Raw genomic sequence first — 25,230 nt, 5'->3', positions numbered from 1 at the left:
AGCATTAAATAGTTTTCCTAAAAAAATATTCGGCCAGCATCTGGAATGCTAGGCATTGAGCTTGTAGCTTGCTTTATTCCAACAAAAGCCAAGATTCAACTAAATCAAATGGAAAAGGATATAATTTTTGAACCTTTGGAGTTCCGGAACTTGACCCTAAAGAATCGGATCTTTCGTTCTAATATCTCTGGTCGATTTGACAACTATGATGGTTCCGGTAACCAGGCACGGATCAATTGGGAAGAGAAATTTGCCCGAGGCGGCGTCGGTGCAATCGTCTCTTCCTTTACACCCGTCCAAATCCGAGGACGAATTTTACCTAACTATGCCACGATTGACCGGGATGATCGAATTCCCTTCTGGCGCAAAGTGGGCGAGAAAGTTCATGAGTATGACTGTAAGTTTTTGATGCAACTCAGCCACTCTGGTCGTCAGCGGGATGTTGGTGGTGTGGAGAATTTGCATAATAAGGGTCTGAGTTCAACCAGTGAAACTGAGTCATTTCATGGGCTGGAGTGTCAGGCAATGACACGCAAGGAAATCAAGGAAATGATTCAGGCCTTCGCTGATGGTGCCAGACGAGCTCGTGAGGCAGGACTTGATGGGGTAGAACTGCACAGTGCCAATGGCTATCTGATTACCCAATTTCTGAGTTCAGGCATCAACGACCGCAAGGATGAGTATGGCGGTTCTCTGGAAAATCGAGCTCGTTTCTTGCTGGAGATTATCCAGGGAATACGCAAGGAGGTAGGAAATGATTTTCACCTCCAGGCAAAAATCAGTGCAGTGGAATACAACGATGCTGTGATTCCTTGGGATAAGCCTGGGAATACCCTGGAAGACTCTATCCAAATCTGCAAGTGGGTCGAGGAAGCTGGAGCAGATGCCCTTCATATATCCACTGGAAGCTTATTTCCCCACCCGTTGAACCCACCCGGTGAGTTTCCCCAGGACGAAGCATCCCGATGGTACGAGATCATGCTTAAAAGCGGTATCTATACCTTCCGCAATTATTTACTGTTCCGGTATCGATTCCTATTTCCCATCTTCTTGTTCTTGTGGAACCGAGTTTACAGAAAGGGTTGGACTCAGCCGATTATCGGCAAAGATGTACAGGATAAAGCCTTGGACGACTCCTTCCGGGAGTTTGTATCAAGTCAAACCATGCAAGAACTCCTAGATAAATACCAAGGTATTAGCATCAGTGATGCTCGGGAAATCAAAAAGCATGTGAATATCCCAGTCATCTGCACGGGAGGTTTTCAGCAAGCATCCTACATCCGTGAGGCGATTAGTGAAGGATTCTGTGATGCAGTTAGTATCGCCCGTCCTCTGGTTGCCAATAATGACCTAGTCCAGCAGTTTCAGCAAGGAAAAGACCTGCCAGACCGACCCTGCACCTACTGCAACAGGTGCTTGCTCAATGCCCTACAAAACCCCCTAGGCTGCTACGATGTGCGCCGATACAATGATGACCACGACAAAATGATTGAACAGGTGATGACTGTATTTGATCCACCGCCATTCTCCTAATTCTTAATTATCTTTGTCAACAACGAAGAGTAAAAACCTCTTCTAAGAAACATTTCTGTTTCTTTACATGTTATAGAGAATGCGATCGCGTAGCGTAGCCCTTCGGGCTAATCGCTTTCCTCGAACGCTTGTTTCTATAGGAGTTAGGATATTACGGTAGATAGGGCTTGCTGCATCAAGGCAGAAGGCATACCCGACAAGGCTTTCAAGCCTTTTTTAACCAAACAAGTGCAAGGTTTTGGGATCTTGTCGCTCAAAAACCTTGCACTTTTGTGGGAAATCCCTGGGTTTTCTTGGGGAACCAAGCGGTGAAACTCAGATTTTTAAAGCTGTGTAGCCTCTAGAGTCGCTTTGTAGACTTATTCAGCAAGCCCTAGGTTGAGGGGGCACGGCTGTGTACCCCTACAAATGGCGTTAATTTTTCGATACAAGGGTAAGTCCTGATCTATTCAGGACTGAACACTTACGCACTATATTTAAACTGACGCACTATATTTATAGATCACAGGTAAGAAATTGATGAGTGAATCAGAAAACCCAACCCTACTCAAGGGTGCTTTCAAAAGCTTAAAGCGGTTTTGGCTTCTTATTATCGGAGTTGTACTGGTCATCACCCTAGTGATAGCTTGGCCGTTGATATCCAACTCCCCAGTTAGATATGCAGATATTAATGACCACTTTAAGTATGGTTCCATCGGCAGCGAGCCAGTGAATGGAGTTCCCTACTGGATCTGGAAAGTACTGCCAGCAATTTTCCCAGATAAGCTACCCGGTGAGGGTTATGCTTCATTAGGCTTTATCTATGAACCAGGACAAGACAGACCCATCGGCTTTTCAAAGCGTCGGATGTTCGTTGACCGTGTTGGTTTAAATTGTGCAGTCTGCCATGCTGGTACAGTGCGAGATACCCGCGATAGTACACCCCGGGTAATCACCACCATGCCTTCCAATACGGTCGATCTATCGGGCTACATCAAGTTAATCTCCGAAGTAGCATTTGATCCACGATTCAACGCTGACCGGATTTTGGCAGAGATTGCAGCCCAAGGGGAAAAGTTCAACCCGATCCAGAAATTGATTTATCGCTACCTGGTTATTCCCCAGACTCGGGATGCTTTAATTGCTCAGGGTAGCCTACTCGCCTTTTTAGATAACCAACTTGATCGCGGTCCTGGGCGGGTGGATACTTTTAATCCCTATAAATCCCTGCAATTTCGCTTCCCAATGGATCAGTTAGATCCTGATGAACTGATTGGTGGTGCAGATTTTCCCTCCATCTGGAATCAGAAGCCTCGTGAGGGTTTGCAGTTGCACTGGGATGGTGATAACGACTCGGTGGATGAGCGGAACCTGAGCGCTGCTTTGGGTGCAGGGGTCACACCAACCACGGTAGATTTGGATGGGATTCAACGGGTTGCTGATTGGCTGTGGGAATTACCACCCCCGCCCTATCCCTATGAAATTAACCAGAATTTGGCAGCAGTGGGTAAGCCAATTTATGAAAACAACTGCGCCAGTTGCCATGCTTTTGGTGGTTCAAAGGTTGGCAAGGTAACACCTATTGAAGAAATTGGTACAGACCGATATCGCCTGGATTCCTACACCTATGAACTACTTTCTAACCAAAATACCCTCTTTGTTGGCACACCAAGGCGTTTCAAACATTTCCGCAAGACTAATGGCTATGCCAATGTGCCCCTAGATGGAATTTGGCTACGAGCTCCCTATTTACACAATGGTTCAGTACCAACTCTCAGAGACTTGTTAGAAACCCCCGAAAACCGACCCAAAGAATTCTATCGAGGTGATGATGTTTTCGATCAGCAAAAGGTTGGTTTTGTTTCCGATGTAGCCGAGGATAATACCAAGGAATTCTTTAAGATTGATACAACAATTCCTGGCAATTTAAAGAGTGGTCACCTGTATGGAACTGACCTCTCTCCAGAAGCAAAAGATGCCTTAGTAGAGTACATGAAGACTCTTTAGTAAGGGATAAATGTCAACAATTATGGACAACAAAAATCAACCAATACATTAAACAAAGAGATTAAAACAACAGATTCAAGCAAGAGGTAAAATGAACACTTACGCTAAATGGTTTGGTCGTGTGGTATGGCTTGGCATCATTATCAATGTGGTGTTTTTTGTCATTCCCTTATTGTTCTTCCCAGAAGTCATGCTTTCGTTATTAAAAATGCAAATTCCAGTGCCGATTATCTGGGTACGTGCTGCAGGGTTGCTGTTGCTGGAAATCAGTATTTTATACATTCCTGGTGCCATGGATCCCTATCGCTATAAAGCAACAGCTTGGATGTCGATATTGGTCACACGAGGTGGTGGAGCTACGTTTTTTATAACGGCTGTCTTGTTATTTGGTCAAGATCTGGGATTTCTGAGTATCGCTTTGGTTGACCTTGTCTTCGCAGTTATCCAAGGAATTCTATTATTCCTTGCCCTGCAAACTCAACAACCCTTTATTTTAGAAACAGCCAAGGGATTATCCTAACTTTTAGGGAATAGTAATACTTATCACCTAGCACTGCACTCACCACTATCTAGCAGTAGGGAGAACAATAACGTTATGGAAATGGTGAAGACGAAATTAGGGAAAATACTAATAACGATTGTGATTAGTATTTTCTTGCTGGCTGGAGTTGTAGCCTATGTGGGATGGTACAATCTATTTCGAGAAGACCCCAATCCTCCCACTTATTACGATTATGAGTCGCCAGAAGAACACTTCAAGTATGGTTCCATTGGCACAGAAAATGCTGAAGGTGTACCGTATTTAATTTGGCTGGTGCTTCCCCGGATATTTCCAGACCAACTACCAGGACCTGGTGGTTATACGTCTTTGGGAATTACCTGGGAAGAGGGGAAAGAATTGCCCATTGGCTTTTCTAAAAAAACTATTGGTTTTCCCCGTCAGGGCATAACTTGTGCTGCCTGTCATACGGCTACATTTCGCGAAAATCCTAAAGATAAACCTACCATTATTTTAGGAGGACCCTCAAGTAAGTTTGATTCTCAAGGCTACCTCCGATTTCTGCAAGATTGTGCCAATGACCCACGATTTACAGCAGACTATATTCTTGGAGAAATTGGATACAATTATGAACTTTCTTGGTTTGATAAACTACTTTATCGCTATGTAATTATTCCTCAGACCAGGAAATCAATTCTGGAACTTGGGGAAGGATATGCTTGGATGGATTCCCGTCCGGACTGGGGACCTGGTCGAATCTCTCCATTCAACCCTGGCAAGTTTCGATACTTAGAACAGCCTCTAGATGATTCTGTTGACAACTCCGACATGATGTCGATTTGGAATCAAAAGATGCATGAAGGATTTGCCTATCATTGGGATGGCTTAGAAACGTCACTAACGGAAACCATCCAGACTGGGGCAATCGGGGATGGTGCTACTAGGAAGTCGATTAATATCGAAGGTTTAAAGCGGGTAGAAGATTATATTACTGAATTACCTCCTCCCCCATATCCTTTTGAGGTTAATCAAACATTGGCAGCAAAAGGTAGTGAGATTTTTGCTAATACCTGTGCATCCTGCCATGCTTTTGGTGGAGAACGGACAGGAACTGTTATTCCTATCGATGAGATTGGTACTGACCGCAACCGCTTAGATATGTGGACTCAGGAAGCAGCTGATGCTTATAATGAGTACGCTGAAGGCTATGAATGGGACTTTGACTACCTGCGTAAGACTAATGGTTATGTGGCAGTAGCCCTTGATGGACTTTGGCTAAGAGCTCCTTATCTCCATAATGGTTCGGTGCCTAATCTAACAAACTTACTGGAAACTCCTGAAAACCGGACGAAGGTATTTTACCGGGGATATGATGTCTATGATCCCGAAGAAGTCGGCTTTGTCTCGGAGGGCGCAAATGCTGAGAAGGAGGGTTTCAGATACGATACTAGCGTTATAGCTAACGGTAACCAAGGACATATTTATGGCACTGATTTACCTGAACAGGATAAGAAAGCCTTGATTGAATATCTGAAAACTTTGTGATCTCCTGGACTTTCTAAAGCACTAGCATATGGGGCAGATAAACTTCCCCATATGCAGCAATTAAACTAATCGTATTTACTGAAATCTTTCAGTTTCATTTAAATAAGAGTAGCTCTTTAGCTATTATCAAAATAACCAAACTTTTTTTGGGCGACTCTACAAGCTAAAAACTAGTATTTTATTGTTTTTTCTACCCTCTTAAGTAATTCAATTCTCAGTAATTCTATTTAAGCGATCGCAAATCCCTCTTAGTTCGGTTTGATTACACACTGGATCTCGTGGTGCTGGCAATTCTGTGTTGGGCCATGTGGGTAGATCAAAACAGGGACAACAGGTTGGTGGTATCCCAGCCGTTTTAATGGCTAAAGGCATATCACAACGGGCACAAGGCAGTATATCCCACTTGGGTGTTAATAAATCCGCAATTGCTGGCTCAGTTCCTTCCAGGTAACAATCACCAGTCTCTGGTGAAATAGCTAGCTGCCAAATAGTTTCAAATTCTTGGCTGTAGTGCTTGCCATTTGTGAATGATTGCGGCTGCATAGCTGAAAAACCATTGCGCATCACAACTTTTTTGCCTAACTGGAACCAGTAGGTGAGATAGCGTTTGACTTGTGATTCAGATGCCATGGTTTTGTTAGTAGTTAGTTTTAATCCGTTAATGAACGACTGAGCTAGGAGGCTTCTTCTCCACTGCCGGTATCTTTCCCCTCTTGCGATGGATTTAATTAGGTTTGAGGTGATTCGCCAACAGTACCATTATAGGGTAATGGTTGACCCAGGGTACTGAGATTAAGCACATGACCACCGGTGACTAAGTAGACTGGATTAGCCAAGTGCCCCAAATAACGCACCACATTTCCCAAGCGATCGCGAAATGCCCTACCCATAGGATAAGCTGGAACCACTCCCCAGCCAGCCTCTTCTGCAACAAAAATTACAGAACCTTTAACCTTGGTCAAACTATTCCATAAGTTTTGTAAGGTTTGCTGCCAAACAGTATCATCCTGTTCTAGGCAATTGGCAACCCAGGTTCCTAGAGAATCTACTAACAGGCAGTGATTGATGTCAGAATAGTTGGTAATTGTTGTTGCCAAGTCCAGTGGTACCAAAAGGGTTGTCCACGAACTGGGGCGTCGCTGCTGATGTTTTTCAATCCGAGCCAGCCACTCTGGATCATCCGGGTTGATTGTGGCAGTAGCGACGTATACTACCGATTTCCCAGTCTGCATTGCCAGGGTTTCTGCCCACTCGCTTTTGCCAGACCTGGATGGTCCGGTGACTAAAATTAAATTACTGGTAAATTTGGTACTAGTAAATTGGGTACTATTCAAGGCTATTGGGACTTATATTGCCATTGCGCGAAAATTAACAGAGCTTATAGTTCAGAATAATTGGCATCTTCCCCCTTCAAATCAACTATATTTACTCACAAAATCAGTCTTCATGAAATCAAAATTGCGACGGATCGAGACAACACTAAATCAGTTAGCAAAAGCTAGTGCCACTGATTCATCACAACCATCCCCAGCTGTGGCTGATCAAACTAATCAGCAACAAGCAGGTGTAGTAAGTCGTAGACATAAAAAGGAACCTTCTTTCTCTATGGCAGTACAACCGTTTCCCACTCGCCAGGATGAACAGAAGATACCAACTCTGCCTAGATTGAAATACCCTAAACTGGGAAACCATCGCCATGGTGCTAACCCAGCTTTGGCCATGAATCTGTTGCAAGACATTGAGGGAATTGTTCTGGGTTGGCAGCAGGAACTGCACAAAATCCTCCTTCAAATTCAAGACCTATACCTAGAAGGACCAATTGTTGATGGCTGGTTAGAGTCTCAAGCGAGTCAACCCCAAGATGCCATGGGGACAGTAAGACTAGCCAATGGTGACCGGATGATGGACTATGTGGATGAAGGAGTTGAGCAATCGAATACTAATGTTACGTATCAATCTCCTCGTACTGGTTACCGTCTTTGTGGCTTGGATGAGCAGGGTCAATCTTGGTCAAGGTCTTGTCCAGCGGATCAGGTTCCCAGTGTGAGCATGGCCATCGCTCGTTATCAAAAACTGCGACAACTGTTAATTCGGAAAAAATACCTCGAAGACCGCCTCAGTCAACTAGCAGAAACATTAACTGTGATGCACTCTCAGCTGAATAAGCCTTAATTAAAGGTTTGCGATTGACCTTTGCTCACGCTTCGCAATGAAGCGAACGCGCCCCGCGTGGCCTACGGCCTCAGCTTCCGCGCTTTTGCGATCGCACTCACTATGGGCCGATCACTATGAGCCGATGCTTTGGCAGCTAAAAGCTACCTGGAATCTCTCTAACAAAGCCCAAATGGGGTTCGATGCGACCTGTAGTCATGCTCACCCAAGCTAGTCCTTCCGAAGTTCCGATCCACAACTTGTTACCAGTATTAGGAGCTAATGCCAGAATACGACTAGAAGGTAGCTTGCCTAGTTTAGCCAACACTTCTCCACTGTCTCGTTTAATTTTAAATAAGCCATTATCCGTACCAACCCAAACATTACCATCTAGATCAAACTGGACAGCAGTGACATTACGTCCTCTTAGGGGAGTTACAGACCTGAACACTTCGTAAGTGTCTGGGTTAATCACCAGTAAACTATTAGGAGTGCCAGCCCATAGCATTCCCTCTGGTCCTCTGGTCAAGGTTTGCACGGTGTTTCCTGGTAAATCCTTGATGCGAGCGATCACAAAAGCACTAGCAGTATCCACTCGCACTAGCCCTTCTAGAGTGCCCACCCACAGCTGACCCTCTTGATCTAGAGTCAGAGCATTGGCACTGACACCGGGTAATTTTTGTAACGTTGTCATCAACAATCCCTGGTCAGGGCTAATCAAAGCCAGACCGCGATCGCTTCCCACCCAAAGATAGCCACGAGTGTCAATCAACAGGGACAACACATTATTAGACGGTAAGGTAAAGTTTTGGGCATTAATTTCATTATTACGGGGGTCTATACGCAATAGTCCTTCATAGGTTCCTACCCAAATCCGCCCTACCCGATCCTGAGCTATCGCACCAACAGTGTAATTGGGTAGACTTAGGCGAGTGCGGATTTTTCCAGTATTAGGGTCAATTCTAGTTAATCCTAGCCAAGAGCCCACCCAAAGCTCACCAGTAAAATCCGGTTGCAAAGCAGACACCCGAAAATCTGCTGGTAGGGGCTGGGTTTCTTGCCTGAGGCGTTGATCAGGCAAAGGTCTAGTTGGGGGCGGAGGGTTTCTAAGGGACGTGGGGGGGGATACCTCTTGGTTTACCGAGTCAGTGGATAACTGTGTCTGAGCGTACGCTGTTGAGGAATATGAGAAATGGTTGTTTGGCTCACTGTCTGGGATTGACACAGGTAAGATTTGCCCCAGCAGTGTAGCACTGACTACCAGACCGATACGGTTAGTTAAGCGGTTAGTTAAGCAGTTAGTTAAGCGGTTAGTTAACCATGCCATTATTTCCAGCATCTTGATTAAGTCTTTAGTTGATCACGACTGGGTGCATCTCATATTTGAAAATGTTGCGTAGGGTGCGTAGGGTGCGTTAGGGGGGATTGCCATCATATTCAACTTCGTAGCCAGTAGCCCCGTAACGCACCACCGAAGGGCTCGCCGTCATTTTCAGCCTCGTAGCCAGCCTTGGGAAGGTCTGCCCCGTAACGCACCACGGGGTCAAACACCAAAAATGAGATGCATCCATCAGGACTTACCCTTGCATCCGTTGCTCAATCCTAATTTTAGGGGCGATTGTCGGGGCGCAATGGTTGCAGCCTCACGATCTGTAGCGCAACTGTTCAAGTTTTATTTATCTGATTTTGTTTTGTAACCCCGCTGCCAAACCTTGTCAAGGCAACTATTATAGTCAATTTTAGAATTTTTGTGACAAATATGTGATTAATTGTTACATTTCGTCATGTTATAAGAGGAGCTGATACATTCCTAAAGAATATTTGAGGTTTAAGTGATCCCATTACCTGCTATATTTCAAAATGATTAAGAAATCCTGAATTGCCTTAGCGACTTGACCCACTAGCAACCGTTTACCAATCAGCGGAGCAGTCGGGTAAGTAAGTAAAGCTACAGGTAATCCCCAACATTAGCCACAAACAGGTGATTGTGGAATCGGTGTTGTGCCCTTCTTCAGGCTTAGAAAACAAGCCTAGATGGGTTGTGTGTTCTCTTAGCTAGGAGCAACACACAACACTAAGAAAAGAAAATCTCTTCTAGCGATAGCAACATTCAGTAGTTCCTAAGGAAGCAACGCATGTCTTACTCATCAACCAGGACTCAGACAAAAGCTGGCTACGATGCCGGTGTAAAAGACTATAAATTAACCTATTATACGCCAGATTATACTCCAAAAGATACGGATATTTTGGCAGCGTTTCGCGTAACACCGCAGCCTGGTGTACCTCCGGAAGAAGCCGGTGCAGCGGTTGCAGCTGAGTCTTCTACGGGTACCTGGACAACAGTTTGGACTGACTTGCTGACTGACCTAGACCGTTACAAAGGTCGTTGCTACGACATCGAACCAGTACGTGGGGAAGACAACCAGTTCATCTGCTTTATTGCCTACCCACTGGATCTGTTTGAAGAAGGCTCAGTCACCAACATGCTGACCTCCATCGTGGGTAACGTATTTGGTTTCAAAGCTCTGCGAGCACTGCGTTTAGAAGACTTGCGGATTCCCATTGCTTACCTCAAAACCTTCCAGGGACCACCCCACGGGATTGTTGTAGAGCGGGACAAGTTGAATAAGTATGGTCGTCCTTTGCTCGGTTGTACCATTAAGCCCAAGCTAGGTCTATCCGCTAAGAACTACGGTCGTGCAGTATATGAGTGCTTGCGCGGTGGTCTCGACTTCACCAAAGACGACGAAAACATTAACTCCCAGCCCTTCATGCGCTGGCGCGATCGCTTCCTGTTCGTAGCAGAAGCAATCCACAAATCCCAAGCTGAAACTGGCGAAATCAAAGGTCACTACCTCAACGTCACTGCTCCCACCTGCGAGGAGATGATGAAGCGGGCTGAGTTTGCTAAGTCCCTGGACATGCCTATCATCATGCACGACTACCTCACTGGTGGCTTTACCGCCAACACCACTCTGGCTCGTTGGTGCCGTGATAATGGCGTTCTGCTGCACATCCACCGCGCTATGCACGCTGTGATTGACCGTCAGAAACACCACGGTATGCACTTCCGCGTCTTGGCTAAGTGCTTGCGCATGTCCGGTGGTGACCACCTCCACTCCGGTACTGTAGTCGGTAAGCTTGAAGGTGAAAAAGGTATCACCATGGGCTTCGTTGACCTGATGCGGGAAGACCACATTGAGCAAGACCGCGAACGGGGTATTTACTTCACTCAAGACTGGGCTTCCATGCCTGGTGTAATGCCAGTGGCTTCTGGTGGTATTCACGTTTGGCACATGCCTGCGCTAGTAGAAATCTTTGGTGATGATTCCTGCCTACAATTCGGTGGTGGTACTCTAGGTCACCCATGGGGTAATGCTCCTGGTGCTACTGCAAACCGGGTAGCTCTAGAAGCTTGTATCCAAGCTCGTAACGAAGGTCGTAACCTGATGCGTGAAGGTGGTGACATTATCCGGGAAGCTGCTAAGTGGAGTCCTGAGTTGGCAGTTGCTTGCGAACTTTGGAAGGAAATCAAGTTCGAGTTCGAGGCAATGGATACAGTCTGATGCCGTTTGAGCTGTGAAGTTTGAAGTATGAAACGCCATACTTTAGACTTCATACTTTTTCCAAACGACTGGGTTCAACCATGGATTTAAAACGAGTTGCGAAAGATACAGCCAAGGTGCTGGCTAGCTATATGACCTATCAAGCACTGCGGACAGTGGTAAACCAGTTAAGAGAAACCGACCCTCCCCGAGCGCTTTGGCTACAGTCTTTTTCCTCACAACAAAGTATCCAAGATGGAGACGTTTATCTTGAGGAATTACTGCGGGCTAAACCTGAATTTGCGTTGCGGATTATGACTGTGCGGCAACATATAGCGGAGGAAGTGGCCGAGTTCTTGCCTGAAATGGTTTGCACCACTATTCGGCAGTCGAATATAGAACATCGGCGTCGGCATCTTGAGCGCATCACGCAATTCACTATTCCAGATAACCCGACTAATTCTGAGCAGCAAACTGATTCGGATAACTAATTGGTTCAACCGAAGACGTGACCTGGTATCCCCCAAATTTCATACCTATACTTCAACAGAGAATCAAACAGAGCATCAAAATCTATGAAAACATTACCAAAAGAGCGTCGTTACGAAACCCTTTCCTACTTACCTCCCCTGAGTGACACTCAGATTATGCGGCAAGTGGAGTACATCTTAGCGGAAGGTTACATTCCCGCGATCGAGTTCAACGAAAGCTCTGAACCAGAGCAGTACTACTGGACATTATGGAAACTGCCTTTGTTCAAGGCTACCTCACCTAAAGATGTGCTAGCGGAAGTGGATGAGTGTCGCTCTGAATACCGCGACTGCTATATCCGGGTTGTGGGTTTTGATAACGTTAAGCAGTGCCAAGTTCTCAGCTTCATCATTCACAAGCCTAATGACGGTGTTAGCCGCAGCCGTTGGTAACCGCAGCTTTTACTACTAAAGTCTAAGGCATTCATACTTGGATGAAATGCTATTATTAGCCCCCCAAGCGAGGGATTGCTCGCTTGGGGGGCTGTTTCATTCTTGACCCTAAAATTTAGGGGTGAGGGAGCCAAAGCCCGTTCTGGTTTAGATGCATTTGCCCTAGTTTTTATCCCATTCTTCCAAAGCAGCAATAACAAAACTGGATGCGGGATGATTGAGGAGTTGTGCCAAAGCTTGAATGCTTCCTGCTTTTAAGGCATTAACTATCTTATCGGACAGTTTTGGGTTGCTTTCAATATGTTCTATGGCTTTAGTTGCAATGTTCAACTTTCCAGTAATTGTCTGGGTGGAATATGACTTTTCTAGCTGTTCTAGAAGTTGTTGAATCTCGCTTGCAGCTTCAGCAAGATTCCTTTTCTGTTCTGAATTATATGTATTATTATAAATATTTCCTTTGACATTACCTGACAATATAGGGCTATTATTATTAGTCCCAGTAAATTTAATCGATTTATCTGCCACCTTTAAGCTCCTTAATCCATTGAATAGATTGACAATAATCAGAGTTTGATAATTTTTAAACCCAGTTCACAATATCCCCCTCAATATCGCCTGAGACCACAGGAGAACCAATATTTCTTTCAATTTCTATTGATTTATCAGACATATCCAAAGTTTCAAAGTTAAAAGTAATAGCTTTGGGTTCATTGCTATTCATCACATCAGACAAAGTCCAAATAACTTTTTTAATAAATTCCTTATCCCTACTTACTAAAATTTTGTTTATGCCATTATTTGTATAAATAGTCATCCCATATTTGTTTATTTTTTTAGTTATAGTTTTCTTAGAGTCATAAATTAACCAAGCTCCAATAGCTATAACTACAATTATGTTTGAAAAAAATCCATACAATACAGTAGCCAAAGCTATTATCATTATAATAAATAAAACAATAGAAAGCTTGTTCATTGGCTGTTTATATGTAGCATTACTGCTCAAATCAACTAATCCGATACTTGTAATATTATGAATTTGGTAAACAACATTACCAAATATTAAACTTTTCCCTCTAATCTTTAAAAAAGATGTTTTAACTTCAGTTGGCTCACTAACGTCATCTGGCAAAAAATTACTCAACATACTTTTTTAATTGAACTCAAAATTATGGCTTGATAAAGATCACTGGCGTTGCTGGATTGAAGTTTTAAAGGGTGCATCTCATTAAAGCTGTTTGACCCGGTGGGTGGAACGGGCATCTTGGTGGAACGGGTGCATCTCATTTTTGTTGCTTGACAATGTGGTGCGTTACGGGGCGATACTGCTGGCGAAACATTTCTTAACACGCTGAAAGCCTTGATATTGCCTGTAATGGTCGAAAAACTTTTTATAGTTTTGTAACGTAATCAACGGCAGAATCAGTGTTTTGGATGTTAACTTATATTTCGCCAGCAGCATCCGGGGCGGGCTGTCTAAACCCTGGCTACGAGGCTGAAAATGAGGCCCCCCTAACACACCCTACTGGCGTGGCACAGCTAAAATAGTGCAATAGTTTTTTCCGCTAAACCCTTGTTAAAAGTAGATTATGGTATTTTTCTAAAGCAACATTTAAGGTGTGCCACGCCACTACGCAACTTTTTTACAAATATGAGATGCACCCGGTGGAACGGGCATCTTGCCGGTTACAATCGGACGCACTGTCCTAACACTGGCTACCGAGAAAATGAGGGCGAACTCGTCTTATCACGCACCACTAGCAACATTTAGGTGCGACCCGTGGAGAATTTAATTATTAATGGGTCAAGGGCACCATTACAAATGTGAGATGCACCAAGTTTTAAATGCCTACTAGAGCTGGCATTAATCTGATTTTTGCTTTAGGTTATGAATTGGAATTTATTTCTGAGTAAGGGTTTTCTAATGTAGATCCATTTACCCTGTCTTGATGCAGTCGCTCATGGGGAGGGGCTGTGTGCGGAACCTGCGTCCGCACCTTGTAAGCCCCGTGGAAACCACGGCAGTCGCTCATGGGGGAGACCACGGCAGTTGCTCATGGGGTANTCAATCCGGGTATCCCTTAGGAGGCGCTGGGCTTTAAGAACGGACTGCCCTGCCGCTCTATTTCTTATATTTATTGCCGCATTATGATCCCGGTCAAGACTGCATCCGCAATGAGGGCAATCATGCCAGCGAACATGCAGTTTTTTAGGAACTTTTTTTCCACAATTGGAGCAATTCTGCGAAGTATTTTTGGGACTTACTGCAACTGCCAACAAGCCAGCATTTAAGGCTTTGCTTGAAAGAATTGTCAGAAAGCGTGACCACCCGGCATCTAACACAGATTTAGCCAATCGGGATTTAGCTAATCCCTTAACATTTAGCTTTTCATGGGCTACTACATCATATTTGGACAACAAGTAATTTGCTGTCTTGAAATGAAAGTCTTTTCGCTGATCAGCTACTTTTTTGTGCTGCCTACCAAGTTGCTTAATAGCCTTGAGTCTATTGTTACTACCCTTCTTCCGTCGAGATATCCGCTTCTGGATAACCTTTAATCTTTTTTGACACTTTCGGTAATACTGGGGAATGCCAATAGTTTCCCCTTCAGAAGTAGTCAAGAATTCTTTTAGGCCAACATCAATGCCAACTATTAAATCAGGGTTAATATCAGGTTTCACTTTCGGCGAAGCCGACGCTGCGCGAACGGGAACGGTCTTGTCTTCTAGAGACAAGACCAAGTAATAGCCATCACACTTTTTAGTGATTGAAGCTGTCTTAATCTTGAATCCATTAGGAATAGAACGATGCAATACAATCTTGATTTGTCCTAATTTTGGCAGGTTAATCAAGTTACCCTCCAAGCATCCTTCTTTCATTTGGGGGTAAGTGAACGTACGGTACCGGTGACGCTTCTTGAATCTGGGTCTTCCACTACGTTTTCCGTTACTATCTCCTTTAATAAACCTGTCAAAAGCCAATTTCACCCTTTTAACCACATCCTGAAGCACCTGAGAATGCATGTTTTTATACCAAGGATGAGTCTTTTTGAGGTTTGGCAAGCTTTTCTTCTGACTGTAATAATCTGGATTTTCTCTTAATTCTGGAAGGTAACAAACAAGGGGGCAGGCATTAATAGAACAGCGATTTTGCTCATACCAATTAAATCTATCAGCCAAAAGGTAATTGTACTGACAACAAAGCATAGATAACCAATTGTCTATTGTGGCTTTTTGCTCTTTGGTTGGTTTTAATCGGTATTGATATGCTATCCTCATCACTTGCCTCCTATTTATCGACCTACTATAATGATAACAAACGTATATACATATAACAAGTCAAAATTACAAATAAAAAGTTGATTATCAGGCTTACCGATTTTGAAAAAAGACAGTTACTACAGGAAGCAGAACTCAGAGGAATGACTCAATCGGAATTGATCACAAGCTTAATAGCTAGTTTCCCCATTCCGTGCATACCCTGTGCAAAATTCATCCCACACCTATGCTGCGCATTAGGATGTGGGGCTTCTTTTGCCGGACAGCTAAAAATTAGTCATGAAATCACTATCTCATATTTGGTGCTCAACTTAACCGGCGTTTAGTGCAGGGTAAACGAAAGCATCTAATTTTCTGAACACTTGATATATATAGTGTTTGCTAAATCCACAAAACACTATATGTGACAAATCCATTCTCAACAAGCACAACTTGGCGGCACTATAAGCCAGGGTTTATTGACAATATGAATTCGCTGCGGGATTTATTATATCACAGGGTGCATCTCATCTTTGTAAAAAACAAGGGAAGTGCCGGAAGTGTCGGAAGCGTGGGGATTTTAGGGAGGGTGGGTAGTGTAGGCAGTTTGGGAATTTTATTAGAATTTTTGTTTAATTGCAAAAGTGAGATGCACCATTATCACAAAATAGAAAATTTGTCAATAAAATTTAGAGGCGTTTGCCCTGTTAAGGTGCGGAATTCCGTCCCCCTCACGCTCCCCCTATTTGTTAATATCTAAGTTTAGAATAGTAAATAGATAAAATAGTCAAGGGAATACATCTACCTTAAGGTCTCATGGTTATCAAGCCTATGGTGCTGCTATTAAAGGATAGTTCTAATAATAATTAGATATTGGCATCATAAACTCCTGGCAAGAATCTTAGGGCAAAAACACTCAGATGAGCTGTGGGAATATTAGCTAAGCTAGATTAAGAAATCGTGGCAATTAAAGGTAAGGAGGAAATTTTTTCGTGGGAGGTTCACTCGTGGAAGACCGTGACTATACGTTAATCATCGACAAAAGCGGCAGTATGTCTAGCCCAGACTACCAAGATAGGAGCAAAAGTCGATGGCAGATTGCCCAAGAGTCTACCTTAGCAGTGGCCAGAAAATGTGAACAGCTCGATCCAGATGGGATTACGGTTTACCTGTTTTCTAGTCGCTTTAGACGGTACGATAATGTTACCTCAGATAAAGTAGAACAAATTTTCCAAGAAAATGATCCCATGGGTCGCACCGATCTCGCTGGTGTGCTAAAGGATGCCACCGATGACTACTTTAAGCGCAAAGCGGCTGGGCAAACTAAACCGAATGGGGAAACCTTCTTGGTGATAACCGATGGTGAGCCAGATGACCGCAAAGCTGTAATGCGAGTGATCATTGAAGCATCTCGGCAAATAGACAAGGATGAAGAACTAGGCATTTCACTGATCCAAGTGGGTAATGATGCCATGGCAACTCGGTTTCTTAAAGCACTTGATGATGACCTTCAAGGGGCTGGGGCTCAATTTGACATCGTGGATACAGTCACTCTAGAAGACATGGAGAATATGACCTTAGCCGAGGTCCTGCTGAACGCGATTATTGATTAACCAAATAAGCGCCAAGATTCCCAATGCTTAAACTCCATCCCACGACTAACTATCACGTGGGATGGCTTGTAATCAAAAGAATTTTGAATTAATTGACACCATTATTTTATTGAGATCAGCTGTAAAAAATCAACCGCTACATTTAGTGTAAGAAGAAAACCAACTACCCTAAATCTGCATTTTTTGAAAAAAATTGAGGGAGTTTCCCCCCCGGAAAGGTTTGTAAGCGCCTCAAAAAAAACCTTTTTCATTACTCGAATTGTAAAATTAGTCTCCCCATTTTCGGCTTAAAGATTTAGCATATAAGAGTGACTGAACTTTACTATCCCTTACATTCCTTAAGGGAGGGTCATTGGTTCAAGCTCATTTGCGGAGCCAGTTTTCAACACCTCCCTGCTGTTAGAAGCCTAACCTTGGCTTACACCCTCGCCGGTGCCGATTGTATTGATGTGGCAGCTGACCCGGCGGTCATTTCGGCGGCGAAAGATGCCTTACAAGTCGCCAGCACCATGGGAAAAGAAGCCAAACAGCGAGGGTTTGGCTTCCTTGGCAGACCATGGCTGATGGTGAGCTTGAATGATGGGGAAGACCCCCATTTCCGGAAAGCCGAATTTGACTCGGATTTGTGTCCAGGGGACTGCCCTCGTCCCTGTGAAAAGATTTGCCCAGCACAAGCAATTACTTTCCAGAATGGCAGTGAAGCTTACTCTGGTGTGCTCGACCAACGCTGTTATGGCTGTGGTCGTTGTCTGCCAGTTTGCCCCCATCAGCTGATCACTACTCGGTCATACGTATCAGCTCCTTTTGCGATCGCACCCCTGATTCTAAGCAATGGCGTTGATGCTATAGAAATTCACACCAAAGTCGGGAATTTACCAGATTTTAAAAGACTCTGGCATGCGATCGCACCCTGGTGCGCTCAACTCAAACTCCTAGCCATTAGCTGCCCAGATGGTAAAGATTTGATTGACTACCTAAAAGAAATCTACCAACTAATCCAGCCTTTACCCTGTCCTCTAATCTGGCAAACCGATGGACGTCCTATGAGTGGGGATATAGGCATGGGCACAACTCATGCTGCTATCAAACTCGCTGAGAAAGTCATCGCTGCTGGATTACCAGGATACGTACAGTTAGCTGGTGGTACCAATAACCACACCGTCAGCAAACTAAGAGCAGCTAAGCTGTTGAACCGCCAAGTTGGTAGGTTGCCCGTTGAAGGTTCTAAAGAATTGTTGAAAGTTGGCAGGTTGCCGGTTGAACGTTCTTACAACAACCTTGGCCTTTCGGCCACGCTACGCGAACAACCAAATAACCTACCCTACTCGAACCCCAAGGGCGAACAACCAAATAACCTATCCTACATTGCCGGTGTGGCTTACGGTAGCTACGCCCGAGTTCTACTCTCACCGATTGTAGAAAAATTAGAACAAGACTATGACAAAGACGTTGATCACCACCAGGGATTCGTTCCTAATCCCTCCTCTAGAAACCTTGAGGATGTACCAGATCTGCTCTGGCAGGCTGTGGCAACTGCCCATGCCCTGGTTGCTCAACTCAAATCAGTCAAAAAAATCCCCAAGAGTATCTAATTTTCTTGACTTTAATCGAGAAAGAATGTTCGATTAAATTGGGATAAAAATCGTCAAGTATTAGGAGTTAAATTAGACATGAATTAAATCCAAGATCTGACCAATAACCGCAATTTAAATAGGGCAAAACGTAACAGCAGAAATCGCTTTATTTGAGCAAAACAAATGGTGAATTTTCCACTAAGCAAGTTTTCAGATCAACAAGTGTCATTCAATCAAGAATCACCAGTGGTTTATGAAAATAACTTGGTTGAGGCGATGACCGTAAGGGCTCAATCCTCAGAGGTAAGTGACAATCTTCAACTAGATTGTGGCACTCTACCTACCAAGGAACACCAAGACACAGTGGACAAAACTCAGAGGATTTCAAACTGTCAACAAATTACAGATGACCTGCCAAAATTACTAGACATTTTGCCAGCCGAAATTCGCTCATTATTGGAGCAACATGCTGAAAGGGACAGTTTGATCGAAGTGATTATGGATCTCGGTCGCTTCCCAGAAGTGCGCTTTCGTGATCGGGCAGAGTACCTTTCTGATCAACCAGTTACTATCGAACAAATCAATCACTGTGTTGAGCGAGTGGGATCCTTTAGCGGTGATAACCGAGCCGGAATTGAGGGCACCTTGCACCGCATTAGTGCGATTCGGAACCGTCCAGGGGAAATTATTGGCTTAACCTGTCGTGTTGGTCGAGCGGTCTTTGGTACCATCGGCATGATTCGTGACTTGGTGGAAACTGGTAAGTCAATTTTGATGCTCGGGCGTCCTGGTGTAGGCAAAACCACTGCTTTACGGGAAATTGCCCGAGTTCTGGCAGACGAATTAGACAAACGGGTCGTGATTATCGACACCTCTAATGAAATTGCTGGAGATGGCGATATTCCCCACCCAGCTATTGGTCGAGCCCGACGGATGCAGGTGGCTAGCCCAGAACATCAGCATCAGGTGATGATTGAGGCGGTGGAAAACCATATGCCAGAGGTGATCGTTATCGATGAAATTGGCACAGAACTAGAAGCTCAGGCCGCTCGTACCATTGCGGAACGGGGGGTGATGCTGGTGGGAACTGCTCACGGCAATCGGATTGAAAACTTGATTAAAAATCCCACCCTTTCCGATTTAGTAGGCGGTATCCAGGCTGTCACCCTAGGCGATGACGAAGCCAGACGGCGAGGCTCTCAGAAAACCGTTTTGGAGCGCAAAGCCCCCCCAACCTTTGAAATCGCTGTAGAAATGCTAGAGCGTAAGCGTTGGGTAGTACATGAAAGTGTTGCGGACACGGTTGATAATTTGCTCAGGGGACGTCAACCAAATCCCCCAGTCAGGACAGAAGATGAAAATGGGAAGGTCACCATTACCCGAGAATTACCTAGCGCTCCAGTTGCCACTCCCCTAAATGGTCGGAGCAGGGGTCACCTTACCCTAACGACTCCTAGCCAACCAAAAGGTTGGCGTTCATCTGGACAGATGAAGCCCCTATCCCTTCAAGAACCAGAGCCAGCTCGAGAAAATAGCATGTTTGAACAGCTGCTGGCTGAATCTTGGTCACAGCAAGAGCTCTTGGGTCAAGGGATGCAGATGTTAGGACCAAATGGTGAGGATTTGCCACTACAGGTCTATCCTTACGGCATTAGTCGTCATCAAATCGAGCAAGTGATCCAAATCCTAAATTTGCCTGTGGTCTTGACAAAAAACATGGATACTGCTGATGTGGTTTTAGGATTGCGATCGCATGTCAAAAGCCACTCCAAGCTCAAGTCCATTGCTAAATCTCGTCAGATCCCGATTCACGCCATCAAAGCTAGCTCCATACCCCAGATTACTCGGGCATTAAGGCGTCTGTTGCACATGGATGACCCCACAATTCCCGATGCTGCTGATTTGGAGTTATTTGCCCAAAACGGTAGCGAGGATGAAATCGAGGCTCTAGAAGAAGCCCGTTTAGCAGTTGAGCAAATTGTGATTCCCAAAGGCCAACCCGTAGAATTGTTGCCGCGATCGCCTAAAGTGCGGAAGATGCAACACGAGTTAGTTGAACACTATCGCCTCAAGTCTTCTAGCTTTGGCGATGAACCCAATCGACGTTTACGGATTTATCCGGCCTGAATCTAAGTTAAAGAGGAAGAGGGGGGACAAAGACAAGATAGCTCATGCCATTAATATCTCTTTGTCTTCCTTCCGGCCGGTAACCATCAACCCATCACCCCATCACCCTTTAAGCCAAAGGAAAAATAACAAAAAAAATACTTGACATATTCCCAGTCAAATCTGTTATCATCTTAGAAGTGGAATCAATGGGGTGTAGCCAAGCGGTAAGGCAGCGGGTTTTGGTCCCGCCATTCCTAGGTTCGAATCCTAGCACCCCAGTTATATTAGTCAGTGGCAAACTAGCCTGATAGTGCAGCAAAAAAAGAAGCTTCTAAAGTCAAAAGAAGCTTCTTTTAGGTTTTTAAGGGGCGTTAAAACTAGCGGCGGCGTCTGAAGGAACGACTACCACCACGACTACTACCAAAGCCAGAACGCGTCCGCTTCGTGCTGCCAAAACCACTGCTTCTGGGTTTGGCTTTCTTAGTACTCGATGGACTAGAGGTGCGTAACTGACTTGAGCCGAAACCCTTTCCTGTGGAGCGATTAGCGTTGGGTGAGGCTTTACGAGTAGTTGCTTGATTAGCTGCAGGAGATTTTCTTAAGCTACCAGTCGTGCGGAAAGAGCGAGTATTTTTAACCACAGGTGGCGGTGCTTTGTACCTTGTTTCATATCGCTTCACTGCTTGACTATAGCTGTTACCATACCCACCATAACCAGTTAAAACTCCTCCCGGTTGATAAACTGGTGGAACATAGTATTGAGGTCGAAATAGCATACTACCGATAGCTTGACCAGCCAAAGCACCAGCAAACGGAGCCCAGAAACTGGATTGCTGACGCACGATTACTGTTTCTTGTTGACCACTTTGAGGATTAGGTCTAGTCTCAGTGACATTGTGGACATATTCAATCCGGAAGTCTTCAGTCAGGTACATCACCGGCTGATTGTCATCAATACTCAGATACGTATTTTCCCCAGCAGCAACCTGCTCATCAGTCAGACGTGCCATCTGCAAATCCCTGCTCCGAAACACTGGTGGACTACCCGCAGGAGTATTGAGCACCATTAGGGTATATACCCCATTAACATCATCGTAGGTTGCCTGTTGTACGGGATATTTCCCATCACTCAACCGAGTCGGAGTAAAGGAAGTATTGCCACCCCGATTCAGCGACACTTGGCTTGAGTTAGGAGAACCACACCCTACTGTAGTCCAACATAGGGTTAGAGATAGAACAAAAATCGCAATTGTACGTAACATATAGTTAAAAAAGTTTTCTTAAATCACTATTGTTCTGTTAAATCATTATTGTCTAATCGCGCTTTGCTATGGGCTAGCGTTCTTTGCAAGACGAAAACTTGGGGATGATGTTTCGTTCGTCTTGGCCATCACCCCATCACCCCATCACCTGATTTACTGATAGTGACAACTATAACACTATCTATATTTATTTAATTTACTTATGATTACAGGGGAACCAGTTCCGGGAAATTGAGTAAAATTTGCTCATCAGTCAGTTCATCACCCAACTGTGCTGGAGAGAAGTGAACCTGAATAGCTTGCAAACTTTCCTGATAGTGGAGATTAATCAATGCCTTTAGACCTGCTTCGAGGTACTCAACACTAGCTAGGTTAGTTTCTAGTTCAGGAACTTCCCCTTCGTAAGCTACTGTGATCATAACAATTACGTTTTGGGTCACAGGTAGGGATAAAGGTTCGTTTTCACCTAAGGGTGTAGTGAAATCTGGTTCAGACAGATAGCGCCCAGCTGAGTCAGTAAACAGTTCATTAACGTAGTCCCCAGCTTCTCCTTCTTTCCAGAAGACATCCCCTTCATTCGCTGCGGATTGCCAGTAGATCTGCAGCTGTAGGAGGTTTTGACAAATTGCTACCAGTTCTTCCCCTAATACCTTCAAATCCCCATCTGATTCAACGGCTTCCCGTGCCGCACGATTGAGTACCCCCAACAAGGGTGTTACTTCTGAACCAGCTAAGTGTACAAACAAACGAAAAACTACAAATCTAGTTTTGCCACCAAATTTATTTAAGCGATCGCGCCAAGAGCTCATCCTTCTGTCGGCTGACTTACGCCGTTAATTAATCTCAATTACCCTATCTATCCTACTCTAGCGCATTGCTCACTACCCATACTGGATCTCCGCAAACTGGGGTTGCTCAGGCAGAGGAAGGGGGTTAGGTAGGCAAAACCAAGTCAACTGTGTAATTCCTATAACAAAAGAAAACAGGAGCGATCGCGTCTGCACCAGTCAACCACAACTGACTGAGCCATCACTCCTGATTACACCCCGTTTTTTTTTCTGTAGCGCTTTATACCACTTATCTCAAAAAACTACAACAGGTTTTCTATGTATCTAACTGGGTTGAGTGTTAACCCTCAACCATTAACCGTTAACCGTCAACAATAAATCAGTTGCTTAGGGCAGTGCAAGTTAACTGATGAGGGGGTTTGGGGGAGCGATAAGTCCCGCACTGGTCGAATAGAGACAACTGAATCCAAGTTGCGGTGGTTTTAGTGGGTTGATCGAAGCCAATGACCATTGGATACCTTGATTGTGACATCGGTTCCCCTAGCATATTATGAGTTCGTTTTTCTTGCGCTTACCCTGGATGGCATACCAGTAAGGGGGTAGAATTACCAGAGGGATTGCATTTAATATTTTTACCTTCTCACTCACCGGAATTGCAACCAGCAGAAAGATTATGGACTCTGGTTGATGAGCCAATTGCCAATCGCTCATTTGATACTCGCGCAGCAGCTAGAAGTTGTTCTCTTTCAAAATCTGATCAGCAATGCCATTAAATTTCAAGCACCAGGGAAATCCCCCCAAGTCAAGGTTTCAGTAAAGCCCGTAGACTATCCTGGCACTGGTATTGGTCTAGCCACCTGCAAGAAGATTGTGGAAAATCACGGGGGACAGATTGGGGTAGAGTCTGAGCCTGGAGTGGGAAGTACGTTTTACCGAAAAAATTGGGTAATCGCGCCCCGTCCTTATAGGACGGCTTTCTTTTTCAGCTAAAACTTGACAGTTTTCACAGAGCGTGTTATAATAAAAACCCTTACAATAAACTAAAAAGCTAGATAAATACTATCTAATCATAAGTAGACAACGTAAAAAATATGTATGAGATACGTATTGCGTAATTTGGTCTAACGACTACAACGTCTATGAAAAACTTAGATAAAAAAGTATAAAGGTGCGCTTGACCTTGGCGAATTTAATTCGCCACGGGTCGCACCTCTGTCTATTCATATAAAAAAGGTACGGTGGGGCACACCGAAACCTAGATCTATGATCTAAACGCTTGGGGAGATTTGTCCTCTACTTTTTCTGACTCCGGTTTGAAAGAGCCACGACGAGTCGTAGAGCCAAGAATCCCCGCTCATAAGCGGGCGGGGAGTGTCAATTTACGCTTCCTGCACAACACTGAACACTAAGCACTGAACACTAAGCTTTGCAATAATATTATTCTTCCAACGCGAGTAACAACGGGATTAACATAGCAAGAACACAACTTGGTATAAGCAACCCCCCGAAATTATCGGTATTTAATCGAATATGATACTATAGGAAAAACTTTTTCCTGATCGGTGTAATAGCTTGTAGGAAACGGTATCGCCTTGAAATTTTAAAGCTCTCTAATCCCCTTTCTATAAAAGAAATTAGAGAGCTGATTATGGCGTCATGGCTAATCCTTAATTGGACGACCATTACCCATTACCAAAAGCGAATAAAAATTTTTAGTGGCAGACATCCGGGAGAATTTGTTTCAGTTTTATACCATAGTATTCATACATGGTATTCATAGCTTGGGAGTTCGCAAACCGGAGCAGTTAAACCTCAAAAACCTTAGATAAAAACTAATGGAATCAGGTATTACAATTTTCAGTTTTGGATTGTTTATAGTAATTTTTTTGTGGATTGGGGCTCTAGCTGCTAAATCTTCCGATAATACAGAATCCGACTACTTACTTGGCTCACGCTCTTTTGGGAAAGTCTTTGTGGGTCTGAGTGCTGGAGCAACGGGAAACAGTGGATGGATTATGAGTCGGTATTGTGTTGGCTGGTGTCTTTTCTGTCATTGCCTCTACAGCGGATTCCCAACTTCTGGTTTGTTCCAGTGCGATCGCTAGAGATATTTCTCCGGGGTTGGATCGGAGGATGTCCCGGAAATATGGCGTGAAATACGAGCAATTCATGACCTTAGTGGTGGGACTACTCGCTGTAATTGCGGCGATTTCTATTTCCTCCACAGTGTTTTCATTGGTTCTTTTTGCTAGTGGAGCTGTGGCCAGTTCCCTCGGTCCAGCAATGCTGATGATATTATTGAAAAGGCGAACTCATTATTTAGCATTGAACTCTGTCAGGAGCCTGGGAGTAGCAAACCCCACGGATAAATCCGGGGGCTTGTGAATCATTACCTGACCAGCCCAAGTCCCATCAGGGACTACGTTATCAGCAAGAGTTAAAGTTCA

At 44.4% G+C, this 25,230-nt stretch carries 21 protein-coding genes, 1 tRNA gene and 2 pseudogenes; 16 read left to right on the top strand and 8 right to left on the bottom strand.

Features of this window, described 5'->3' with window-relative positions; all coding sequences use genetic code 11:
• Nucleotides 1-108: 108 nt before the first annotated feature.
• The 4 genes from F6K20_RS01145 (at nucleotide 109) to F6K20_RS01130 (ending at nucleotide 5,563) form a co-directional block, all read left to right on the top strand.
• Nucleotides 109-1,533, top strand: a complete 1,425-nt coding sequence (locus F6K20_RS01145; RefSeq protein WP_287293417.1) for an NADH:flavin oxidoreductase — start codon at nucleotides 109-111, stop codon at nucleotides 1,531-1,533.
• A gap of 519 nt (nucleotides 1,534-2,052) precedes the next feature.
• The gene (locus F6K20_RS01140; RefSeq protein ID WP_008187943.1) at nucleotides 2,053-3,519 is read left to right on the top strand and encodes a c-type cytochrome; all 1,467 of its coding nucleotides are present in this window, start codon (nucleotides 2,053-2,055) and stop codon (nucleotides 3,517-3,519) included.
• A 91-nt stretch (nucleotides 3,520-3,610) separates the two neighbouring features.
• Nucleotides 3,611-4,039 (top strand): hypothetical protein, encoded by a 429-nt coding sequence (locus F6K20_RS01135; protein ID WP_071106144.1) that lies wholly within the window; start codon nucleotides 3,611-3,613, stop codon nucleotides 4,037-4,039.
• A 75-nt stretch (nucleotides 4,040-4,114) separates the two neighbouring features.
• Nucleotides 4,115-5,563 (top strand): c-type cytochrome, encoded by a 1,449-nt coding sequence (locus F6K20_RS01130; RefSeq protein ID WP_008187941.1) that lies wholly within the window; start codon nucleotides 4,115-4,117, stop codon nucleotides 5,561-5,563.
• A 207-nt stretch (nucleotides 5,564-5,770) separates the two neighbouring features.
• Here the strand turns inward: F6K20_RS01130 and F6K20_RS01125 are convergent, their stop codons facing one another.
• Nucleotides 5,771-6,193, bottom strand: a complete 423-nt coding sequence (locus F6K20_RS01125; protein WP_287293415.1) for a hypothetical protein — start codon at nucleotides 6,191-6,193, stop codon at nucleotides 5,771-5,773.
• A 98-nt stretch (nucleotides 6,194-6,291) separates the two neighbouring features.
• Nucleotides 6,292-6,897 (bottom strand): bifunctional adenosylcobinamide kinase/adenosylcobinamide-phosphate guanylyltransferase, encoded by a 606-nt coding sequence (cobU, locus tag F6K20_RS01120; RefSeq protein WP_287293413.1) that lies wholly within the window; start codon nucleotides 6,895-6,897, stop codon nucleotides 6,292-6,294.
• A 112-nt stretch (nucleotides 6,898-7,009) separates the two neighbouring features.
• Between cobU and F6K20_RS01115 the strand changes: the two genes are divergently transcribed.
• Nucleotides 7,010-7,735 carry a hypothetical protein gene (locus F6K20_RS01115; protein ID WP_071108008.1) on the top strand — a complete coding sequence of 242 codons (726 nt, stop codon included), beginning with the start codon at nucleotides 7,010-7,012 and terminating at the stop codon, nucleotides 7,733-7,735.
• Nucleotides 7,736-7,871: 136 nt separating this feature from the next.
• Here F6K20_RS01115 and F6K20_RS01110 read toward each other — a convergent pair whose 3' ends face one another.
• Nucleotides 7,872-9,053 carry a ligand-binding sensor domain-containing protein gene (locus F6K20_RS01110; protein ID WP_071106151.1) on the bottom strand — a complete coding sequence of 394 codons (1,182 nt, stop codon included), beginning with the start codon at nucleotides 9,051-9,053 and terminating at the stop codon, nucleotides 7,872-7,874.
• A 796-nt stretch (nucleotides 9,054-9,849) separates the two neighbouring features.
• On the opposite strand from F6K20_RS01110, the gene F6K20_RS01105 reads away from it, so the two are divergent.
• The 3 genes from F6K20_RS01105 to F6K20_RS01095 all read left to right on the top strand — a co-directional run bounded on the left by F6K20_RS01105 (nucleotide 9,850) and on the right by F6K20_RS01095 (nucleotide 12,182).
• The gene (locus F6K20_RS01105) at nucleotides 9,850-11,280 is read left to right on the top strand and encodes a form I ribulose bisphosphate carboxylase large subunit (RefSeq protein WP_071106152.1); all 1,431 of its coding nucleotides are present in this window, start codon (nucleotides 9,850-9,852) and stop codon (nucleotides 11,278-11,280) included.
• Between the two features lie 80 nt (nucleotides 11,281-11,360).
• Complete coding sequence (rcbX, locus tag F6K20_RS01100; protein WP_071106153.1) at nucleotides 11,361-11,750, top strand: RuBisCO chaperone RbcX; 390 nt, start codon at nucleotides 11,361-11,363, stop codon at nucleotides 11,748-11,750.
• Between the two features lie 84 nt (nucleotides 11,751-11,834).
• Nucleotides 11,835-12,182 (top strand): ribulose bisphosphate carboxylase small subunit, encoded by a 348-nt coding sequence (locus F6K20_RS01095; protein ID WP_071106154.1) that lies wholly within the window; start codon nucleotides 11,835-11,837, stop codon nucleotides 12,180-12,182.
• Between the two features lie 162 nt (nucleotides 12,183-12,344).
• Here F6K20_RS01095 and F6K20_RS01090 read toward each other — a convergent pair whose 3' ends face one another.
• The 3 genes and pseudogenes from F6K20_RS01090 to F6K20_RS01080 all read right to left on the bottom strand — a co-directional run.
• Nucleotides 12,345-12,707, bottom strand: a complete 363-nt coding sequence (locus tag F6K20_RS01090; RefSeq protein WP_071106155.1) for a hypothetical protein — start codon at nucleotides 12,705-12,707, stop codon at nucleotides 12,345-12,347.
• 55 nt (nucleotides 12,708-12,762) lie between these two features.
• On the bottom strand, nucleotides 12,763-13,326 hold the full coding sequence (locus tag F6K20_RS01085) for a DUF6232 family protein (protein WP_071106156.1): 564 nt from the start codon (nucleotides 13,324-13,326) through the stop codon (nucleotides 12,763-12,765).
• A 920-nt stretch (nucleotides 13,327-14,246) separates the two neighbouring features.
• A pseudogene (locus tag F6K20_RS01080) lies at nucleotides 14,247-15,458 on the bottom strand (RNA-guided endonuclease InsQ/TnpB family protein); the annotation flags it as partial.
• 971 nt (nucleotides 15,459-16,429) lie between these two features.
• Here F6K20_RS01080 and F6K20_RS01075 point away from each other — a divergent pair.
• The 4 genes from F6K20_RS01075 to F6K20_RS01060 all read left to right on the top strand — a co-directional run bounded on the left by F6K20_RS01075 (nucleotide 16,430) and on the right by F6K20_RS01060 (nucleotide 21,012).
• Entirely contained in the window at nucleotides 16,430-17,050 is a 621-nt protein-coding gene (locus F6K20_RS01075) for a vWA domain-containing protein (protein WP_071986975.1), read from the top strand.
• Between the two features lie 308 nt (nucleotides 17,051-17,358).
• On the top strand, nucleotides 17,359-18,642 hold the full coding sequence (ldpA, locus tag F6K20_RS01070) for a circadian clock protein LdpA (protein ID WP_008190735.1): 1,284 nt from the start codon (nucleotides 17,359-17,361) through the stop codon (nucleotides 18,640-18,642).
• Nucleotides 18,643-18,807: 165 nt separating this feature from the next.
• Nucleotides 18,808-20,751, top strand: coding sequence for a R3H domain-containing nucleic acid-binding protein (locus tag F6K20_RS01065; RefSeq protein ID WP_008190737.1), 1,944 nt, complete (start codon nucleotides 18,808-18,810; stop codon nucleotides 20,749-20,751).
• 189 nt (nucleotides 20,752-20,940) lie between these two features.
• Nucleotides 20,941-21,012 (top strand) — tRNA-Gln (locus tag F6K20_RS01060).
• A gap of 98 nt (nucleotides 21,013-21,110) precedes the next feature.
• Here F6K20_RS01060 and F6K20_RS01055 read toward each other — a convergent pair.
• Nucleotides 21,111-21,995, bottom strand: coding sequence for a hypothetical protein (locus tag F6K20_RS01055; RefSeq protein WP_287248018.1), 885 nt, complete (start codon nucleotides 21,993-21,995; stop codon nucleotides 21,111-21,113).
• Between the two features lie 206 nt (nucleotides 21,996-22,201).
• Nucleotides 22,202-22,804: a DUF1517 domain-containing protein gene (locus F6K20_RS01050; protein WP_008190740.1), complete on the bottom strand. Its 603-nt coding sequence runs from the start codon at nucleotides 22,802-22,804 to the stop codon at nucleotides 22,202-22,204.
• A 557-nt stretch (nucleotides 22,805-23,361) separates the two neighbouring features.
• Here F6K20_RS01050 and F6K20_RS01045 point away from each other — a divergent pair.
• The 4 genes and pseudogenes from F6K20_RS01045 to F6K20_RS39775 form a co-directional block, all read left to right on the top strand.
• Nucleotides 23,362-23,556: pseudogene (locus F6K20_RS01045) on the top strand (transposase); the annotation flags it as partial.
• Nucleotides 23,471-23,773 (top strand): ATP-binding protein, encoded by a 303-nt coding sequence (locus tag F6K20_RS01040; RefSeq protein ID WP_044495539.1) that lies wholly within the window; start codon nucleotides 23,471-23,473, stop codon nucleotides 23,771-23,773. The pseudogene F6K20_RS01045 and the gene F6K20_RS01040, both read left to right, overlap by 86 nt.
• A gap of 845 nt (nucleotides 23,774-24,618) precedes the next feature.
• Nucleotides 24,619-24,888 carry a hypothetical protein gene (locus tag F6K20_RS01035; protein ID WP_044495541.1) on the top strand — a complete coding sequence of 90 codons (270 nt, stop codon included), beginning with the start codon at nucleotides 24,619-24,621 and terminating at the stop codon, nucleotides 24,886-24,888.
• On the top strand, nucleotides 24,812-25,168 hold the full coding sequence (locus F6K20_RS39775; RefSeq protein ID WP_008190749.1) for a sodium:solute symporter family transporter: 357 nt from the start codon (nucleotides 24,812-24,814) through the stop codon (nucleotides 25,166-25,168). Before F6K20_RS01035 ends, F6K20_RS39775 begins: the two co-directional genes overlap by 77 nt.
• Nucleotides 25,169-25,230: the final 62 nt, after the last annotated feature.

Source organism: Moorena sp. SIO2C4, assembly GCF_010672485.1.
In the GTDB taxonomy this organism is placed as follows: domain Bacteria; phylum Cyanobacteriota; class Cyanobacteriia; order Cyanobacteriales; family Coleofasciculaceae; genus Moorena; species Moorena producens.
Note: the sequence above shows the minus strand (reverse complement) of the source record. Positions and strands in the feature narration are given on the sequence as shown.

What these genes read in the sequence shown, in the direction of transcription:
- F6K20_RS01050 (WP_008190740.1), bottom strand. Translation starts at nt 22,804, where the DNA reads ATGAGCTCTTGGCGCGATCGCTTAAATAAATTTGGTGGCAAAACTAGA.
- F6K20_RS01135 (WP_071106144.1), top strand. Translation starts at nt 3,611, where the DNA reads ATGAACACTTACGCTAAATGGTTTGGTCGTGTGGTATGGCTTGGCATC.
- F6K20_RS01110 (WP_071106151.1), bottom strand. Translation starts at nt 9,053, where the DNA reads ATGCTGGAAATAATGGCATGGTTAACTAACCGCTTAACTAACTGCTTA.
- F6K20_RS01130 (WP_008187941.1), top strand. Translation starts at nt 4,115, where the DNA reads ATGGAAATGGTGAAGACGAAATTAGGGAAAATACTAATAACGATTGTG.
- F6K20_RS01055 (WP_287248018.1), bottom strand. Translation starts at nt 21,995, where the DNA reads ATGTTACGTACAATTGCGATTTTTGTTCTATCTCTAACCCTATGTTGG.
- F6K20_RS01145 (WP_287293417.1), top strand. Translation starts at nt 109, where the DNA reads ATGGAAAAGGATATAATTTTTGAACCTTTGGAGTTCCGGAACTTGACC.
- F6K20_RS01140 (WP_008187943.1), top strand. Translation starts at nt 2,053, where the DNA reads ATGAGTGAATCAGAAAACCCAACCCTACTCAAGGGTGCTTTCAAAAGC.
- F6K20_RS01105 (WP_071106152.1), top strand. Translation starts at nt 9,850, where the DNA reads ATGTCTTACTCATCAACCAGGACTCAGACAAAAGCTGGCTACGATGCC.
- F6K20_RS01095 (WP_071106154.1), top strand. Translation starts at nt 11,835, where the DNA reads ATGAAAACATTACCAAAAGAGCGTCGTTACGAAACCCTTTCCTACTTA.
- rcbX (WP_071106153.1), top strand. Translation starts at nt 11,361, where the DNA reads ATGGATTTAAAACGAGTTGCGAAAGATACAGCCAAGGTGCTGGCTAGC.
- F6K20_RS01065 (WP_008190737.1), top strand. Translation starts at nt 18,808, where the DNA reads ATGGTGAATTTTCCACTAAGCAAGTTTTCAGATCAACAAGTGTCATTC.
- F6K20_RS01035 (WP_044495541.1), top strand. Translation starts at nt 24,619, where the DNA reads ATGGAATCAGGTATTACAATTTTCAGTTTTGGATTGTTTATAGTAATT.
- F6K20_RS01040 (WP_044495539.1), top strand. Translation starts at nt 23,471, where the DNA reads ATGAGCCAATTGCCAATCGCTCATTTGATACTCGCGCAGCAGCTAGAA.
- F6K20_RS01125 (WP_287293415.1), bottom strand. Translation starts at nt 6,193, where the DNA reads ATGGCATCTGAATCACAAGTCAAACGCTATCTCACCTACTGGTTCCAG.
- F6K20_RS01085 (WP_071106156.1), bottom strand. Translation starts at nt 13,326, where the DNA reads ATGTTGAGTAATTTTTTGCCAGATGACGTTAGTGAGCCAACTGAAGTT.
- F6K20_RS01115 (WP_071108008.1), top strand. Translation starts at nt 7,010, where the DNA reads ATGAAATCAAAATTGCGACGGATCGAGACAACACTAAATCAGTTAGCA.